This window comes from Fibrobacter sp. UWCM (assembly GCF_900129735.1).
Lineage (GTDB): Bacteria > Fibrobacterota > Fibrobacteria > Fibrobacterales > Fibrobacteraceae > Fibrobacter.
In genome coordinates, this window is record NZ_FQWR01000003.1 from 13,878 (window position 1) to 30,732 (window position 16,855).

The 16,855-nt window shown below is 56.4% G+C and carries 17 protein-coding genes and 1 pseudogene; 4 read left to right on the forward strand and 14 right to left on the reverse strand.

All coding sequences use genetic code 11. From position 1 onward, the window contains the following. Positions 1-70 precede the first annotated feature (70 nt). Genes BUB22_RS02655 through BUB22_RS02670 form a run of 4 tightly spaced genes read left to right on the forward strand, consistent with a single transcriptional unit; the run spans position 71 to position 2,517 of the window. Positions 71-952, forward strand: a complete 882-nt coding sequence (locus BUB22_RS02655) for a sugar phosphate nucleotidyltransferase (protein ID WP_254794605.1) — start codon at positions 71-73, stop codon at positions 950-952. Positions 953-992: 40 nt separating this feature from the next. Then, positions 993-1,385, forward strand: a complete 393-nt coding sequence (locus BUB22_RS02660) for a four helix bundle protein (RefSeq protein ID WP_073113815.1) — start codon at positions 993-995, stop codon at positions 1,383-1,385. A gap of 16 nt (positions 1,386-1,401) precedes the next feature. Continuing rightward, positions 1,402-2,166 (forward strand): RNA methyltransferase, encoded by a 765-nt coding sequence (locus tag BUB22_RS02665; protein ID WP_073113816.1) that lies wholly within the window; start codon positions 1,402-1,404, stop codon positions 2,164-2,166. A 3-nt stretch (positions 2,167-2,169) separates the two neighbouring features. Next, positions 2,170-2,517: a hypothetical protein gene (locus BUB22_RS02670; RefSeq protein WP_073113817.1), complete on the forward strand. Its 348-nt coding sequence runs from the start codon at positions 2,170-2,172 to the stop codon at positions 2,515-2,517. A gap of 17 nt (positions 2,518-2,534) precedes the next feature. Here BUB22_RS02670 and BUB22_RS02675 read toward each other — a convergent pair whose 3' ends face one another. The 14 genes and pseudogenes from BUB22_RS02675 to BUB22_RS02735 all read right to left on the reverse strand — a co-directional run bounded on the left by BUB22_RS02675 (position 2,535) and on the right by BUB22_RS02735 (position 16,840). Then, a complete protein-coding gene (locus BUB22_RS02675; RefSeq protein ID WP_073113818.1) occupies positions 2,535-3,977 on the reverse strand; it encodes an NADH-quinone oxidoreductase subunit N in 1,443 nt (480 codons plus the stop codon). A gap of 3 nt (positions 3,978-3,980) precedes the next feature. After that, positions 3,981-5,519 (reverse strand): complex I subunit 4 family protein, encoded by a 1,539-nt coding sequence (locus BUB22_RS02680; RefSeq protein ID WP_073113819.1) that lies wholly within the window; start codon positions 5,517-5,519, stop codon positions 3,981-3,983. 7 nt (positions 5,520-5,526) lie between these two features. Beyond that, on the reverse strand, positions 5,527-7,482 hold the full coding sequence (gene nuoL / locus BUB22_RS02685) for an NADH-quinone oxidoreductase subunit L (RefSeq protein WP_073113820.1): 1,956 nt from the start codon (positions 7,480-7,482) through the stop codon (positions 5,527-5,529). After that, the gene (gene nuoK / locus BUB22_RS02690) at positions 7,475-7,780 is read right to left on the reverse strand and encodes an NADH-quinone oxidoreductase subunit NuoK (RefSeq protein ID WP_072812009.1); all 306 of its coding nucleotides are present in this window, start codon (positions 7,778-7,780) and stop codon (positions 7,475-7,477) included. Before nuoK ends, nuoL begins: the two co-directional genes overlap by 8 nt. Beyond that, positions 7,780-8,403, reverse strand: a complete 624-nt coding sequence (locus BUB22_RS02695; RefSeq protein WP_254794606.1) for an NADH-quinone oxidoreductase subunit J family protein — start codon at positions 8,401-8,403, stop codon at positions 7,780-7,782. The genes nuoK and BUB22_RS02695 overlap by 1 nt, the downstream gene beginning before the upstream one ends. Next, positions 8,403-8,879 carry a 4Fe-4S binding protein gene (locus BUB22_RS02700; protein ID WP_072812012.1) on the reverse strand — a complete coding sequence of 159 codons (477 nt, stop codon included), beginning with the start codon at positions 8,877-8,879 and terminating at the stop codon, positions 8,403-8,405. Before BUB22_RS02700 ends, BUB22_RS02695 begins: the two co-directional genes overlap by 1 nt. Positions 8,880-8,882: 3 nt before the next feature. After that, positions 8,883-10,004, reverse strand: coding sequence for a complex I subunit 1/NuoH family protein (locus tag BUB22_RS02705; protein ID WP_073113821.1), 1,122 nt, complete (start codon positions 10,002-10,004; stop codon positions 8,883-8,885). A gap of 3 nt (positions 10,005-10,007) precedes the next feature. Further along, positions 10,008-11,144, reverse strand: coding sequence for an NADH-quinone oxidoreductase subunit D (locus BUB22_RS02710; protein ID WP_072812016.1), 1,137 nt, complete (start codon positions 11,142-11,144; stop codon positions 10,008-10,010). Further along, positions 11,144-11,866, reverse strand: coding sequence for an NADH-quinone oxidoreductase subunit C (locus BUB22_RS17275; protein ID WP_371586800.1), 723 nt, complete (start codon positions 11,864-11,866; stop codon positions 11,144-11,146). Before BUB22_RS17275 ends, BUB22_RS02710 begins: the two co-directional genes overlap by 1 nt. Positions 11,867-11,884: 18 nt before the next feature. Beyond that, positions 11,885-12,403, reverse strand: a pseudogene (locus tag BUB22_RS17280) (NADH-quinone oxidoreductase subunit B); the annotation flags it as partial. Continuing rightward, entirely contained in the window at positions 12,394-12,774 is a 381-nt protein-coding gene (locus BUB22_RS02720) for an NADH-quinone oxidoreductase subunit A (RefSeq protein WP_073113823.1), read from the reverse strand. The gene BUB22_RS02720 and the pseudogene BUB22_RS17280, both read right to left, overlap by 10 nt. 82 nt (positions 12,775-12,856) lie before the next feature. Continuing rightward, positions 12,857-13,447 (reverse strand): hypothetical protein, encoded by a 591-nt coding sequence (locus BUB22_RS02725; RefSeq protein WP_073113824.1) that lies wholly within the window; start codon positions 13,445-13,447, stop codon positions 12,857-12,859. After that, a complete protein-coding gene (locus BUB22_RS02730; RefSeq protein WP_073113825.1) occupies positions 13,444-15,579 on the reverse strand; it encodes a RelA/SpoT family protein in 2,136 nt (711 codons plus the stop codon). Before BUB22_RS02730 ends, BUB22_RS02725 begins: the two co-directional genes overlap by 4 nt. 184 nt (positions 15,580-15,763) lie before the next feature. Next, on the reverse strand, positions 15,764-16,840 hold the full coding sequence (locus tag BUB22_RS02735) for a TIGR04133 family radical SAM/SPASM protein (protein WP_073113826.1): 1,077 nt from the start codon (positions 16,838-16,840) through the stop codon (positions 15,764-15,766). Positions 16,841-16,855 lie beyond the last annotated feature (15 nt).

Below are 16,855 nucleotides of genomic sequence, written 5' to 3' on the forward strand. Positions count from 1 at the left end.
GAATCCTTATTTAGGTTGAGTCTTCTCACAGTTTTGAATATACATTTTTTATTTTTCTACATTTGAGGCAATGGAAAACTGTTCCCTGAATGTCTTGATTCTGGCGGCGGGGCTCGGGACGCGGCTTCGCCCGCTCACGAACGATGTGCCCAAGCCGCTCGTGCCCGTGGTGGATGCTTCGATTCTCGATTTGCAGGCCCGGAAGGCGCGTGCGATTGGCAACGTGCGACTGCATGCGAACGCGCATTACCTGGCAGAGCAGGTGGTCGCGGCGGGCGAGACTCTCGGATTCGAGAAGGTGTGGGTGGAACAGCCCGAAATTCTCGGGACGGCGGGGCCGCTCCACCGCATTTATGCTGCGGGTTACCGCGGTGGCCTGCTCGTGATGAACGGCGACGCCTATTGCAGTTTTGACCTGAAGAAGTTTGTGGAAAGCGCCGTGGCGCGGGCATCTTTAGAAAACGGCCCGCAGGTAGCGCTCCTTGCGGTGGACTTCCCGCAGGTGAACACCTTCCGGGTGGGCGCTGACGGTCGCCTGGCGGGCATTGCCGGGCGGTTCGGTGCTACGGAAGGCACCCCCGCGACGTTTTCCGGCGTGTCGTGGTACAGCGACGCGGCCCTCTCGCGCATACGGGAAGGCGAATTCGATATACGTGAATTCTGGAAGCAGGAAATTGCCGCAGGCCGCGCGCCCTTCGTGGACATGAGCCAGCTGAATGCCACCTGGATAGACATGGGGTCGCCCGAGGGCTTGATGCACGCGGTGGAGGCGCGCCTTGAGGAACTGGGCCGTGACCCGAACGAAGCCGTCGTCGTACCCGGCGTGGAACTGCCCGCGGGCGTAACCGCGAAGCATTCTGTGATTTATTCCGGCGCAGAAATTCAGCCCGGCGAAACGATTGAGAACGAAATCCGCGGGAAAGGGTTTAACTGGAAGGTAAGTGGTCATTAGTCAGTAGTCAATAGTCATTAGTTTTTTTGGAAAAGAATGCATGAATAGTTATAAGGACCTGGTTGTTTGGCAAAAGGCTATTGACCTTACTATTGAAATTTATTCTTTGACAAATCTTTTCCCGAAAGAAGAAATGTATGGATTGGTTTCACAAATAAGACGGAGTGCGGTTTCCATTCCAAGCAATATTGCTGAAGGACAGGCTAGAAAATATCACCAGCAGTTCTCTCATTTTTTATCGATTGCACAAGGGTCTTTAGCTGAATTAGAAACTCAAATTATTATAGCGATGAAATTAGGCTATATTGCTGGGGAACAAAAAGATTTATTTGATATGATGCATTCAATTGGAAAAATGATAACACGTTTGAAACAGAACCTGACACAAGAAGAAAAAAAGATTCTTGATACAAGAGAAACTATTGACCAATAACTATTGACTAATAACTATGCGTAAATTTAGAGTTGTCCTAGTAGAACCGGAACATCCCCATAACGTGGGCTTTGTCGCGCGCGCCATGCATTGCTATGCGTTGCCGGAACTGTATATCGTCTACCCGAAGCGCGACAAGGTGATTGAAAATTCCTACCACACGGCGGCAAACAGCCATGATATTCTGGACAACGCCCATGTGGTCCACAGGTTCGAGGATGCCATCGGCGACTGCTCCTGCGCGGTCGCGTACAGCCGCCGCATTTTCGCAAGTTCCATCAAGCACACGATGGTGCAGAACCTTTCGGAATTGCTCCCCGAAGACGGCACGATTGCGCTCGTGTTCGGGCGCGAATCCTGCGGGCTTGCGCTCGAGGAGGTAAACGCCTGCACGTACCAGTGCGAAATCCCGGTGCCGGGACTCATGAGCCTCAACCTGGGGCAGGCGGTTTCTATTGGCCTGTATGAACTCTGCCGCAGCGGAGCGCTTGCGAACGGGGAAGGCCGTGCGAAGCGTGGCACGAAGGGCGCGTGCGAGACGGCTCCCGCGACTATCCAGCAGATTGACGGATTCAAGAAGTTCCTCGACCGCTACTTGACGGGGCAGTACCATGACCAGGCGTGGCGCGACAACTTCCTCAATACGCTCGTGCAGCGCCTGCACCCCACGCGCAACGAACTTTCGGCTCTCTTCGGGCTGTTGCGTAATCTTGCCGGCAAGCCTGCGCGCCTCGAGCATGCCGCCGAGAAGGCCACCAAGGAAGCCGCTGAATCCAAGTAATTTATGGAAGTCGAATTCAACATCGCCGGGCGAATTTTGTCCAAAGACGGCGCGCGCGCCATTTCGCTGGCCGAAATCCTTGCGTCGCCTTTGTCTATGGGCGCGACGAATGCCGCAGACCTCACGGAAGACGCTCTCGCTGCTTACTGCAAGGCGCTTTCCGTGCAGAATTCCTGCAAAGTCTACGTGTGGAAAGACCGCGAAGAGTACGGCAACGCCAACGTGTTCAACGGCGGTTCCGATTACGAAGTCGTGAATGAAATCTGCTTCTTGTGTATCTATGACTGCGGAAACGAAGTGGCCCGTGAAACTACGGACCACTGGAACGAAAAGATTGACGCGGTCATATAGCCGCGAAAATCCCTAGACTAGAAGTTGAATCCTGCGAAGACGTTGTTGCTCAGGAACGGCAGGAATCCGAGAATCACCACCATTACGGAGAGGAGTATAATGACGCCGCGCTGCCTCTTGGTGAGTCGTAGCGGGGTCAGGTGTCCGTCGGGTTCGTCCACCCAGGCGCTCTTGATAAGCTGGATGTAGTAGAACAGCGCGAGCACGTTGTTCAGGACGGCAAAGGCGACAAGCATGTAGTGCCCGTTGGCCGCACCGCAGAAGAACAGATGGAATTTGCCGAAGAAGCCGGCAAGCGGGGGGATGCCCGCAAGGCTGAACATCGAGATGGCGAGCGCGATGGCGAGGTTCACGTCTTGCTTGGAAAGCCCGCGGAGGGACGCGAACGTTTCTTCGCGGTGGTGCCCGATGATGCCGAAGATAAAGAACGCGAGGTAGTTCGATACGGCATACACGAACAGGTAGTAGATGATGGCCGTCTTCGCGTTCGCCTCTGGCCCGAGGAGCGCTACCATGATATAGCCCGCCTGCGCGATGGAACTGTAGGCCATGAACCTGCGGAGCCTGCTCTGCTTGAGTGCGCCGAGGTTACCCACGAAGAGCGTGGTGCCGGCAAGGAGCGCGATAAGCGGGTTAATCTTGTCGATGACGGGCTGGAGCGGGCCGAAAACGAGCACGGCGAGGAATGCGATGGCGGTCGCCTTGGAGGTAACGGAAAGTACTGCCGTCACGGGTGTCGGAGCGCCTTCGTAAACGTCCGGGGCCCAGGTGTAGAACGGGAACAGCGTGAGCTTGAATCCGATTCCGCAGAAGAGGAAGAGTACCGCAACCCAGAGGAGCGGGCTTGTGCCCGTAGCGACAGCGGCCTGGATTTCGCTGAAGTGGAGCGAGCCCGCGAAGCCGTAAAGGTAACTGAAACCGAAGAGTTCGAACGCCGTGGCGACGGAGCCCATCAATATATACTTGGTAGCGGCTTCGCTCCCGAGCTGGTCCTTCTTGTTCCATGCGGTGAGGGCGTACATCGGGATGGTCGCGATTTCGAGCCCGAGGAAGAGCGTGAGCATGTCGCAGGCCGAAACGACCGTAAACCCGCCGAATGTCGCGAACGCGATTGCGCCGATGAATTCCGCAATCTGGTGCATTTGCGGCTTTCCATCTGCACCGTGCTCGAAGTAGTCCTTCGCGAACCAGATTCCGAGAATTGCCGAAACCATGAGTACTTCGCGCATGAGCACGCCGAAGTCATCGACGCGCCAGTTGGTAATGAAGAACCTGCCTTCGCCTGTGGCAATCGGGATGAGGTTCAACAGCACGAATATGGCGATGAACCCGATGTTCGCGATGCGCCAGGGCACCTTGGATTGCGCACTGCAGAAAAGCCTGCTCCCGATGACGATGAACGGGAAAATGAGCAGGAGAATGTCGGGTACGATAAAGCCGGGAATATTGAAATCGAACATGTGTTAACCTCCAATCCCGCTGGTGACGGGCTGGGTGGCCGCAGAAATCTTTGCAAATATCGGTGCGATGCTCTGGTCGAGCAGGTCGGCGAACGGACCAGGGCAAACGCCAATGAACAGGAGGCACGCAACAAGCACGACAATGACGAGCTTCTCGCGGAAGCAACCGTCGGTAAGGCCCTCGTACTTTTGCGGGAGCGGCCCGTGCAGCATGCGGTTTGCCGTCTGCAATATGTAAACGGCAGTCGTAGTGATACTCAGGATGGCAAGTATGGTCACGATGCGCGTGAGGGTGGATTCCTGCTGGAACGCGCCGATAAAGATGTTGCTCTCGGCGATGAACCCGCTGAATCCCGGGAGCCCGAGGCCCGCAAAGCCCGCAATCACGAATCCGACGCCCAGGAAGGGCATCTTGCGCATGATGCCGCCCATCTCGGTGATGTCGCGGGTATGCGTGCGTTCGTAGATCATGCCGATAGTTGCGAAGAAGAGCCCGGTCAGGAACCCGTGTGAAATCATCTGCAAACTCGCACCGCGGAGGCCTACCGGGGTCATGGCCGCAAGGCCGAGGAATATCAGCCCCAGGTGGCTGATGGAACTGTAGGCGGTAATGTACTTGAGGTCCTTGTGCCTAAGCGCAATGAAGGGACCGAGAACCACGTTGAATATCAGGAGTGCCACCACGTAGGGGAGCCAGACCTTTGCCGCTTCGGGCATCAGGAACATGGCGACGCGCAGGCAGCCGTAGGCGCCCATCTTCATCATCACGCCGGCCGCAAGCATCGAGACCGCGGTAGGTGCTGCGGAATGGCCGTCCGGGCTCCAGAAGTGGAACGGGAACAGCGAACTCGAAACAGCAAATCCCATGAACATGAGCGGGAATGCCCACATCTGGAATTCCATCGGGATGGTCGTCTTTGCGATTTCGATGAGGTTCCAGCTGTTTGCACCGCTTTCGAAGTAGAGCCCGAACAGGGTCGCAAGAATCATCGAGGAGCCGAACGCGAGCGTCAAGGTAAGTTTCTTGCCGCCGTAGTCCCTGCGTCCGCTGCCGTAGCAGGCAATCATCAGGTACATGCACAGCGCTTCCATCTCGTAGAACACGAAGAACAGCACCAGGTCGAAACTCATGTACACGCCGTACACGCTCGTGGCGAGCAGCTGGATGAGCGCGAAGAATACCTTCTGGTTTCCCTTGATGTTGTAGCTTACCAGAACGCCGCCCCACACGATAAACGCCGTGAGCGCGAGCAGGAGAATATTGAGGCCGTCCGCACCCACGATGTAGTGCGCGTTGAACATCGCAAGCCAGGGAATGTCGGTAAGGAACCGCAGCACGAGCGGGGAGGCCGCTTCGCTTGCGGGTGTACCCGAAAGCATGAACACGCGGTAGGCTAGATAGCATACCATGAGGAGGACTGCGCTTGCCGATGCGGTATGCAGCCCGCGGAGCAACTTCGCGTGCGAGGCGGGAATCGGGATGCAGACGAGTACCGTTAAGAGCGGGATGACCCAGATGAGGTTGAAAAGCAGTATATCCATATTGCGCCTACAGGGGAAGTTGTCCGAAGAATCGCCAAATGAGGACGCCTACGATAAGCGTCCCGAGATAGAAGGGCAGGTAGCCTGCCTGTGCCGTACGTACAAGGTCGCCCAGCTTGTGGATGAACCAGATGCTGAAAGCGAGCAGGCCCTCGATCACGTAGTCGTTGAATGCGCGTGATACGCGGGCGACACCGCCGAAAATGAACTGGCGGACGACGGTGTAGTACATCTCGTCGAAGTAGAACTTGTGGTAGATAATCTTGTATATGCCGCAGCGGTTCGTGTCGTCCAGAGCCCGCTGGATCTTTGCCTTCGGGCTTGCGTACAGGAACCACGCGATAAGCAGGGCGAGAACCGCAACGCCGATGGCGACAAACGGAATCCATTCCGCATGAGCCACCTTGAGCATGGTCGGTACGTGCAGCTTGCCGGGGGTAAAGAAGTGCTCGAAAAGCCCCTTCCCGAGGATACCCGAGAGGAGTGCCGGGATGGCGAGAATCACGACCGGGAGGGTCATGAAGAAATCCTCGTGCACGTGGCCCGCCTTGACGCCCTCATGGCGCGGTTCCCCGTGGAAGGCGAGGAAGAACAGGCGGAACATGTAGAACGTGGTGAGCCCGCTTGTAAGGAGGGCGAGCGCGAATACCGCATAGTGCTGGCCCTGGAACGCGGCGAGTATGATTTCGTCCTTCGAGAAGAAACCGGAGAACGGCGGGATACCCGAAATCGCGAGAATCGAGATGAGCGCGCAGGCGTAGGTGAGGGGCATCTTCTTGCGGAGCCCGCCCATCGCGTCGAGGTCGTTCGTATGCACCTGATGGATGAGGCTACCCGCGATAAGGAAGAGGCTGCACTTGAAGAAGGCGTGCGTGAAGATGTGGAACGTGCTTGCCGTCCAGCCCGTAGTGATAATTGCCTGGCCAATCTTGCAGGCACCGAGCGCGAACATCATGTACCCGAGCTGCGAGAGCGTGGAGTAGGCGAGGATTCGCTTGATATCTTTCTGCGTGCAGGCGATGACGGCGGCGAACACCATCGTGAATGCACCCACCCACATGATGAGCGTGAGGGAATCGCCACACACGGCGAAGAACGGGAAGAGACGGGCGACCAGGTACACGCCCGCGACCACCATCGTTGCGCTGTGGATGATGGAGCTGACCGGAGTGGGGCCTTCCATCGCGTTCGGGAGCCAGATATGCATCGGGAACATGGCGGATTTTCCCCAGCCGCCGGTAAATATGAGGATAGACCCGAGGACGAGCGCGCTGGACTTGCTCATGACGCAGATACCCATGTCGATGGTCTCGTTGCGGAACGGGAACATTGTAAGCGAATTGATGGTCGTGAAGTCGAAACTCCCGACCACGTAGCTCACGAGCACGATACCGAGCAGGAAGAAACTGTCGGCGAAACGCGTGAGGATGAACGCCTGCTTGGAGGCACTCACCGCGGAGGGCTTGTGGTACCAGAAACCGATAAGCAGGTAGCTGGAAACGCCCACCAGTTCCCAGAAGATGAACATCTGGAAGAGGTTTGTAGCGACGACGAGCCCGAGCATGCTGAAACTGAACAGCGAGAGGAGTGCGAAGAAGCGCCCCATCGCGCGGTCTTCGCGCATATAGCCGATGCTGTAGATGTTCACCATGAAGCTGATGAAGGTTACTACCACGAGCATCATGACCGAAAGCGGGTCGATTAGCATGCCGATACGTGCGACAAGCTCGCCTGCGAACGGGATGAAGGAGTGGTCGAAAAGCACGACCTTCTGCGGGGCGACAACCGAGGTGAAATAGTGGAACGCGAGTAATGCCGCCGAGATAAAGGCAAGCCCGTTGAACGTGACGGCAAGGCCTGCCGCCGCCTTTGCGTTCTTGTTGCCGAGGAAAAGCCCGTTTATCGCGAAGGTGAGGAACGGCAGAACCAGAATGAGGTATCCGAGTGTAATATCGTTAATCATGGAGGTCCCTCAACTGGTCGGCGTCAAGGCTCTTGTGACGGCGGTACATGGTGACGATGATGGCAAGTGCGATTGCCATTTCGCAGGCCGTGACGGCGATGACGAAAATGCTGAACAGTGCACCGGCGGTAGCGTCGTGTGCAGTAAAGTATGCAAAACTGATGAAGTTGATATTCGCTGCGTTCAGCATGAGCTCGATAGAAATGAGCATGCCGATGAGGTGACGCCGGCGCATCAGGCCCCAGACGCCAATCCCGAACAGCAGGAATGCGAGAATCAGGCAGTTAAGAAGGTTCATTACTTGACCTCCTTTTGTTTAGAAGCGTTTTCGGCGGTCTCCATCTCGTCCTTGCTACGGCGGGCGACCGTGATGGCGCAGATAAGCGTCATCAGCAGGAGCACGCTCACCACCTCGAACGGGATGATGAACCCGCTCACGTCATAGCCGAGCAGGCGCAGGGCGAAATTTTCGAGGGAGGAGTATCCGGCGGGGGCGTTCACCGCGCCCGACGCGATTCCCGGTGTGGGCAAGATGCACTTGACCATAACGAACACGAACGCGATGGATAGCGCGAATGCGGCAAACACGCGCGGGATTTTTGTGGCGAAGGCGTCTTCGCCCAAGTGGCTTGTCAACAGGATGGTGAACACCACGAAGATGACGACACCTCCCACGTAGACCATCACCTGCGCAAGTGCGATGAATTCGGCATGCAAGAGCAGGTAGAGGATGGCTGTCGCGACAAAGCTGAAAATCAGGAACACGGCGCTCTGCAGAATATTCTTCACGGCGACCGTAAAGACTGCGGTAACGAGCATCACGATGGCTACGGCATAGAACGCGAGATCCATGCCTCCCATGGGGAATGCAAACGGCAGGTCGGGCATCTGGAGCCCCGGAATAGACAGGTTCGGGAACATTAGCCTTGTCCCTCCTTCTTGTTCAATATCATTTCGAGCGTGTTCGGGTCGGTTGTCGCCACCTCGAATTCCTGGTTCATGCGGATTGCACCGAACGGGCACGCCTCTACGCAGAGACCGCACTGGGTGCAACTCGCAAAGTGGTACACGTAGCGTCCGAGCACCTTCTTGCCCGCAATGTTCTTGGTGGCAAGCACGTTGATAGATGCGTTCGGGCAGGCGCGTTCGCACATGCCGCAAGCGGTGCAGTGGTTATTGCCTTCCGCATCCTCGATCATCTCGAGGCGTCCGCGGTAGCGCGGGTGCATCTTGAGGGTCTTGCGGTTCTCGGGGTACTGCTCCGTGACAATGCGTCGCGGGTCAAAGAAATACTTGAGCGACACGGAAAGGCCGCACATCAGGCTCCACGGTCCGGTAATGCAGCGCTTCAGGTAGCGCTTGAAATACTGTACTAATGTAATGTTTTCTTGCTGCATGCCTTACCCTCCAATCGCAATCCACGCCGCACCGGCAACGAGCAGCACGAGGTTCACGGGCAACAAAAATTTCCATTCGAAATCCATGAGCTGGTCTACGCGCGGGCGCACGAAAGTCCAGCGGACCATCATGTAGCACCAAATCATGAAGAAGACCTTCGCGAAGAACCACACGACTCCCGGGACCATGTTGAGGTAGTTGTCCACGAACGCGACCCCGATGCAGGGCGGCAGGAATCCGCCGAGGAAGCACGTGGTGGCAAGTGCGGAGTTCGTGACGAGCGCGATGTATTCGGCCAGGTAGAACATGGCGAACGGCGTGCCGTTGTATTCCGTATGGTAGCCGCCCGTAAGTTCCTGCTCGGCTTCGGCGATGTCGAAGGGCGCGCGGTTCATTTCGGCGGTAGAAGAAATAAAGAACAGGATGAATGCGACAATCCCGAGTACGGGAATCTTGAAAATCCACCAGTCGAGAACGGTTCCCTCTTGCCCGAGGGTGATACTCATCAGGTTCGTGGAACCCGAAATCATCACGACGAACAGGAGAATCATCGCGAACGAGATTTCGTAGCTGATCATCTGCGCGCCGCTACGGAGTGCACCGAGCAGGGAATACTTGTTGTTGCTGCTCCAGCCGCCAAGCAAGATGCCCAAAACGCCGAAGCCGTTCACCGCGATAATGAGCGGGATTCCCATCGATACGTCGGCAACGACGAGGTTGCGCCCGAACGGGATGAGCGCGCACACGATGAAGGGGGCGATAAGCACGATGAGCGGGGCGAGGTAGAACATCAACTTGTCCGCGCCGCTCGGGGCGTACACTTCCTTGAAGAGCATCTTGATAACGTCGGCGACGGTCTGGATGGTTCCGTGCCAGCCGAGGCGCATGGGGCCAAGCCTGCACTGGATATGGGCACATACCTTGCGTTCCATGTAGATGAGAATTGGGGCAGACCCGATATTCACGGCACATACCGCAATAACGCAGATGACCGCGTTGATGAGGAATGCCGATATGCTGTTGAGCGTCTCGCTCTGGAGATTCGCCGGCAAAAATTCCGCTACCCGCGGGACCATGTCGCGTACAAAATCGCCGATGGGGTTTGTAACTGAGGGAACAAACATAAGCTACCTGTCAATTTCCGGGATCACGGGGTCGAGGGTGGCCATGATGGTCACGAGGTCCGAAATCTTGTGGCCCTGCACCATCTTGTTGAGTGCTGCAATGTGCGGGAAGCTTGGCCCGCGCGTGTGGATACGGTAGGGCTTCTCGCCGGTCGTTGCTGCCACCACGTAAGTGGCATACAGGCCCTTCGCCGTCTCGATTTCACTGTAGTAGCGGCCTTCGGGGAGTCTCACCGGCTTTTCCTTGCTGCGCCAGGGCCCTTCCTTCGGGAACTTCTCTACACACTGCCGCAGAATCTTCATGGATTCGTGAATCTCGGCAATGCGTATCTTGTAACGGTCATAGCAGTCGCCGTTGTGGAACACGGGTATGTCGAAATCGAACTGGTCGTAGATGCTGTACGGGTTCACGCGACGCACGTCGAAGTTCACGCCGCTCGCACGCAGAACCGGGCCCGAGCATCCGTAGGCAATCGCGTCTTCCTTGGAAAGTACGCCAATCCCGACGCTTCTCTCGAGCACGATGATGTTCTTGGAAAGGAACCTCTCGTAGTCCCTCATGGAATCTTCCAGGTGGTCGAGGAACGCCTTCACGCGCGGGATAAACGTCTCGGGCACGTCGTAGCGGCTTCCACCGGGCCTGAAGAAGTTCGTGGTAAGGCGCGAGCCGGTGACTTCTTCGAGAATGTCGTGGATCATCTCGCGTTCCTTGAACCCGAACAGCAGGCAGGTTTGCCCGCCGAGGTCGCCGCCGAAGCAGCCGAAGAACACCAGGTGAGATGCAATGCGGCCCAGTTCCTGGAGCATCACGCGGATGTATTCGCCCTTCTCGGGTACGCCCACGTTCATGCCCTTTTCAAGGGCGATGACTACACCCAGGTTGTTCTGGATGGCGGTGAGGTAGTCCTGGCGGTCGCTAAGCGCAATGTACTGCAGGTAGCTCATCGATTCCGCCTGCTTTTCCATGCCGCGGTGGATGTAGCCGAAATGCGGTACAAGTTCAACGATGGTTTCGCCGTCCATGCGCAGCGCAAGGCGGAGCGCGCCGTGTGTACTCGGGTGCTGCGGACCCATGTTGATGAAAAATTCTTCGGTATTGGTTTCGCGCTGGATGCGGAATCCTGGAGGCAGTGTAGGCATTATACGGGCCTCCTGATCATTTGCGGGTGAGTAAAGTCCTTGCGGAGCGGGTAGCCGACGAAGTCCTTGTCGAGGAATATGCGCCGCTGGTCGGGGTGGCCTTCGAAGTTGATGCCGAACATGTCGTAAACTTCGCGTTCCTTGAATTCCGCGGCGGGGTAGAGGTGGCTAATCGTGCCGATGCTTGCCAAAAGCGACGTGGCGCGTTTTTCTTCGGGAATGCTGAAGTCCTTCTTCAGCTGTACGCAGAGAAACAGCTTGTGGCCATGTTCCAGGCTGCGTAGCATCGTAACCATGTCGAAATGGTCGTCGTAGTCGATGGCGGTCACGTCGATGAGGTAGTCCATCTTGAATTCGGGATTGCCTTTCACGTATTCTACAATCGGGAGGTAGTCTTCGGGCCTTACCATCACTTCGAGCGGGCGGTCTGCGGGTATTGCCGCCACCACGTCCTCGATGGGGTCCTCGCTGTGGGTGTGGACCGTCACCTCGGGGAATTTCTTGCGCAGTTTCGCGAACAGTTCGGACTGCGTGAGCCCGAGCCGCTTGAACGGCACGCGGGGCACTTCGGGGAAGTCTTCCTTCTTCACGCGGACAGGCTTGAACGTGCTCTTGTAGTCCGGGTGTTCTTCCTTGAACTTCGCACGGGCTTCGGCCATCTCCTCGTCCTTCATCTCTTCGAGGGCGGCCCAAGTCTTAGCGGCCTCGCGGTAGCGGTCCATGGTGGACACGTCTTTGGGGCGTCCTTCGTGCCACGGGTGGCGGCAGGTTTCCTTCAAAATCTTTTCACGCAGGGTGAGTAGCCCGTGAAAGAGCGCCTCGGGGCGCGGCGGGCATCCCGGTACATAAACGTCGACCGGAATCAGGTTCTGTGCGCCACGCACCACGGAATAGTTGTCATAGATAAACGGGCCGCCGCTGATGGTGCAGGCGCCCATCGCAATCACGTACTTGGGCCCGGGAATCTGTTCCCAGAGCATCTGGATGGCAGGTGCCATGCGGTGCGTGATGGTGCCCGCCAGAATGAAAAGGTCCGCCTGTCTCGGGGACGAGCGGAACACTTCACTACCAAAGCGTGCAATATCGTAGCGGGCCATGGAACTCGACATCATTTCGATGGCGCAACAGCTGGTGCCGTAGGTGAGGGGCCAGATGGAGTTGGCTCGGGCCCAGTTCACTACATAGTCTATAGCGTTCACGACGTACTTGCCGCCGGGAATCGGGTCCAGAATCTTGGGTGCGTAATTGATTATTCCCATTTGAGAATTCCTTTTTTCCAGGCGTATGCGAGGCCAGATACAAGGATAGCCATGAATATCACGAGGTCAATGATGACGACGACGGGCGAGAGTGCCGTATGCCCGGCCATGATTTCCTTGAAGTTCATCATGACGGGGAACAGGAAGAGCGCTTCGATGTCGAACACGAGGAACAGGAGCGCGAACAGGTAGTAGCCCACCTTGAACTGGATGCGTGCGTTACCGATGGTCTCCATGCCGCATTCGTACGGGGCCATCTTGTTCCTGGTGTTCCGGGTGCGGTAGCCGAGCAGTAGGCCCGTGACGGTAGCCGCTGCCGCGATAAACGCGCCTAGGAAAAGGAAGATTGATAATATGATGTATTCAGACATAGTTATTAGTTATTGGTCAATAGTCAATAGTCAATAGTCAATAGTCAATAGTCATTAGTCATTAGTCATTAGTCAATAGTCATTAGTAGAAGTTCTGGAGTTCCTGCACGGTCCCGAACAGCGTGTTGCCTATCTGGAACCTGTCGATGATGTGCTTGAAGAGGTCCTTGAATTCCTCGATGGTCGCATTGTTCATGGCGGCGAGTTTTTCTTGGATGGAACTCACGAAGCCGGAATTCATGGGCTTCGCCTTCATATCTTGCATGGAGCCGCTCCAGCGCTGCAGCATCTGGTCGGTCTCGATACGCGCGATGATATAGCGCGTTGTCGAGAGCAGTTCCTGCAAGAAGTGCACGAGGAAGATTTCTTCCTGGAGGATGCCCCAGCGCTTGTCCTTGGAGTAGAGCGTGGCGATGTCGGCTTTCCCGTAGAAAACCGCAGCCTGCGAATATTCGAGGCATGTCATGAGAAGGCGGTCGAGCCTCTTGATTTCTTGCTTGAGGTTGTTGAACCAGGGGAGGTCCATGGCAGAACCGTCGATGTTGCCGTTCTTGTCCATGGGGAGAATCGCCCTGAAGGCGTAGTAGACTTCCTCGTAGTAGCGGTTGCGCATGCGGCAGTTGAACGCGCGGTTCTTGAGCGTGTAGTCGCTGTGGTGGAGCGGAGTAATCATGCCTTCGAAACCTCCCGTACGCCCGAAATCTGTTTGATTTTCGTGATGATGGAGTCGACCTGCTCCTTGCGGAACGCCTTGAATTCCATGCGGATGCGGCCCGTGGACTGCTTGCTTGCGACACTCATGCGGTCGAGCGATACGTCGGAACCCTTGAGCTGCTCGAGGATATCGAGCGTGATGTTCTTGCGGTTGTCGGTGTCGATGGTGAGGTGCGTCATGAACGGCTTGGTGACGTCGGCGCTCCAGGCGACCGCAATCTGCTGTTCTACCGGGAGGTTCTTGAGGCAACTGCAGTTCTTGTTGTGGACCTCGATACCGATTTGCGGGCGGAGGACGCCCACAATCTCGTCACCCGGGAGGGGCGCGCAGCAGTCTGCAAAATGGATGACGAGGCTAGTTTCCTGCCCGATTTGCAGAGGCATTTCCTCGGCGGCCTTCTTGTCGCTTCCGAAGGTGGGGAAGAACCGGAGCGCCATTTCCTTGGGGAGCGAATTCCCGCCGGTAATGAACCTGTGGATGTCCTGCAGGGGCAGTTCGCCCTGGCCAATCCGCTCGTAGAAGTCGTCCATCGAGAGGGTGCCGAAGTACCTGCGGATTTCTTCCTCGCCGGGGCGCTTGTCCTTCTCGACTTTCGCAAGCCTGAGCTCGCGGGTCCAGATTTCCTTGCCCAGGCTACGTGACTGCTGTATAATGCTGGTCTTCATCCACCGGCGCAGTTCCTGCTTGGCCTTCACCGTCTTTACGATGTCGAGCCACTCGGGGCTCGGTTCCTGGCTCGGGCTCTTGAGCACCTGGATGGTCGCCCCGTGCGTCACCACGTGGTCGAGGCTCACGACTTCCTCGTTGATGCGGGCACCGATGCAGTGCAGGCCCAGTTCCGTGTGGATGGCAAATGCGAAGTCGAGCACCGTGGAGCCTTCCGGCAGTTCAATGGAGGCTCCCTTCGGGGTAAATACCGTCATGCCTTCGGGCTTGAGGTCCACCTTCAGGAAGTCCAGATACTCTTTGGAGTCGGAAATTTCCGATTGGAGCTTTACCATGTGGTTGAGCCACGCAAGTTCCTCGCCCTCGTGCTGGGTTTCCATCTTGTAGGCCCAGTGCGCGGCGAATCCCTTCTCGGCGGTCAGGTCCATGTCCTTCGTGCGGATCTGGACTTCCACCATCTTGTTCTCGGGCCCGATGACTGTGGTGTGGATGCTCTGGTAAAGGTTCGGCTTGGGGGTCGCGATGTAGTCCTTGAAGCGGCTCTGCATCGGGGTCCACAGGTTGTGGACGTAGCCAAGCGCGAGGTAGCATTCGGGAATGGTCTCTACGATGATGCGTATCGCAAAGATGTCGAAGATGTCCTCGAACTGGCAATCGCGACTGATCATCTTGTTGTAGATGCTGTAGATGTTCTTGGTGCGGCCCTGGATGGTGCAGTCGAAGTCTTCGAGCGCCATCTTGATTTGGAGCGGGCCAATCACGGACTGCACGTACTTTTCGCGCTTTTCCTTGTTCTCGATAAGCGCGTCGACGATTTTCTGATATTCGTCCGGGTTTACGTACTTGAAACTCAGGTCCTCGAGTTCGGTCTTGAGCTTGTAAAGGCCGAACCTGTGGGTGAGGGGCACGTATATGTCGAGCGTTTCCTGGGCGATGGACCTGCGTTTTTCGGGCTTCATGTACCGCATGGTGCGCATGTTGTGGATGCGGTCCGCGATTTTAATCATGATGACCCGCGGGTCCTTTGCCATCGCTATAATCAGCTTGCGGTAGGTTTCCGCCTTCTGTGCCGCCTTGTTCTGTTCCTGCGCGGCGGTAATCTTGGTGACGGCGTCGACCATGAATGCGGTATCTTCCCCGAATTCGGTCGCGATTTCGGCAAGCGTGTGCGGGGTGTCTTCTACCACGTCGTGCAATAGGCCCGCGAGTACGGTAGCCTGGTCCTGCTGGAGTTCGGCAAGAATCTTGGCCACCTCAAAGGGGTGCTCGGTGTAGGGCATGCCGCTCTTGCGGTACTGACCGTCGTGGGCATCGGCAATGAAGGCAATAGCCTTGCGGAGAATCCCTTCATCGAGCTTCTCGTTCTTCTTGAGGAGCACCTTGATGATGTGCTCTTCATTCGGTGTGAAAATTGCCTTGTCCATCAACTATAATTTATTATTTCTTTTCGATGGAAAAGGCGTTTTTTTTAGAAAAAACGCAAAAAAAATCACTTTCGGGCGTTGATTGCGGTCAATAATCTTTTTTTTTACATACACTGGGCGTACAGTGCTGTTTTTTTAGGAAAAAAGCGTATTTTGGCCCTGTTCGGCAGGCTTTAGGCCTTGTTTATGCCCCGGCGGCTTCCAAGCGTTTTACATGGCAATAGGCCAACTCTTTCGTTTTCTCGTCGCGGAGGTGCAGGCTGGAGCCTTCGCAGTAGCGCCAGTACTTGCATTTTTTGCAGTCGCCAATTTTTGCCCAGCTGCGGTCGCGCATCACCTGGTAGCGGTTCTGCCACACATCCCAGAGGTCGTCCTTGTAGATGTTGCCCTGGATGTAATCACCGCGGAGGCTCGGGCAGGCAGAAATGCTGCCATCGCAAAGTACGGAAGATACATTCACGCCGGCACGGCAGAAGAATGGGTAGTTGCGCGCGTCCTTCTCGTAGCTGCCGAGGAAGCCTTCGCAGCCGTAGTTCACGTTGATGACGTTCAGTTTCTTGACTTCGCGGATAAAATCGAACACCTGGCGGAATTCCTGGTTCGTGAGCTGGAACAGCGGATTGTCCTTCGCGCGGCCCTTCGGGAACACGGTCGCGATGCGCCAACGCTTCACGCCGATTTTCAGGAGGATGTCGAGAATTTTCGGGAGTTCCTTCAAGTTCTGGCGGTTCACGCAGGTCATCACGTCGAAGGTGAGGCCTTGCGTGTGGGCGGCCATGTCGATGGCGCGGAGCGCGTTGTCGAAACTCGTGGGGGCGCCGCGGAAATGGTTGTGGCTTTCCTTGAGGCCGTCCAGGCTAATCGTGAGTGAGCGCAGCCCTGCATTCAGCAGCTTGGTGTAGCGTTCGGGCGTCATGGCAAGGCCGTTGCTGACCATTCCCCAGGGGTAGCCGCGCTTCTTGATTTCTTGTCCGCATTCTTCGAGGTCCTGGCGCATCAAGGGTTCGCCGCCGGTAATCACTACGATAAAGTGCTTCGGGTCGATGTGCGGGGCGAGTTTATCCAGCACGCTCATGAAGTCTTCGCGAGGCATGTCGGGGATGGCGTCTTTCACGCAGTCGCTACCGCAGTGCAGGCAGTGCAGGTTGCAGCGCAGCGTGCATTCCCAGAAAAAGTACGTGAGCGGATGCGCCTTGATTTCGTTGTGGCGGTAAAGGCGGTAAGCTTCGAGAGCGAGTTTTTTCTTAAGAGAGAGTTGCATAAAAATGTGGGGTGT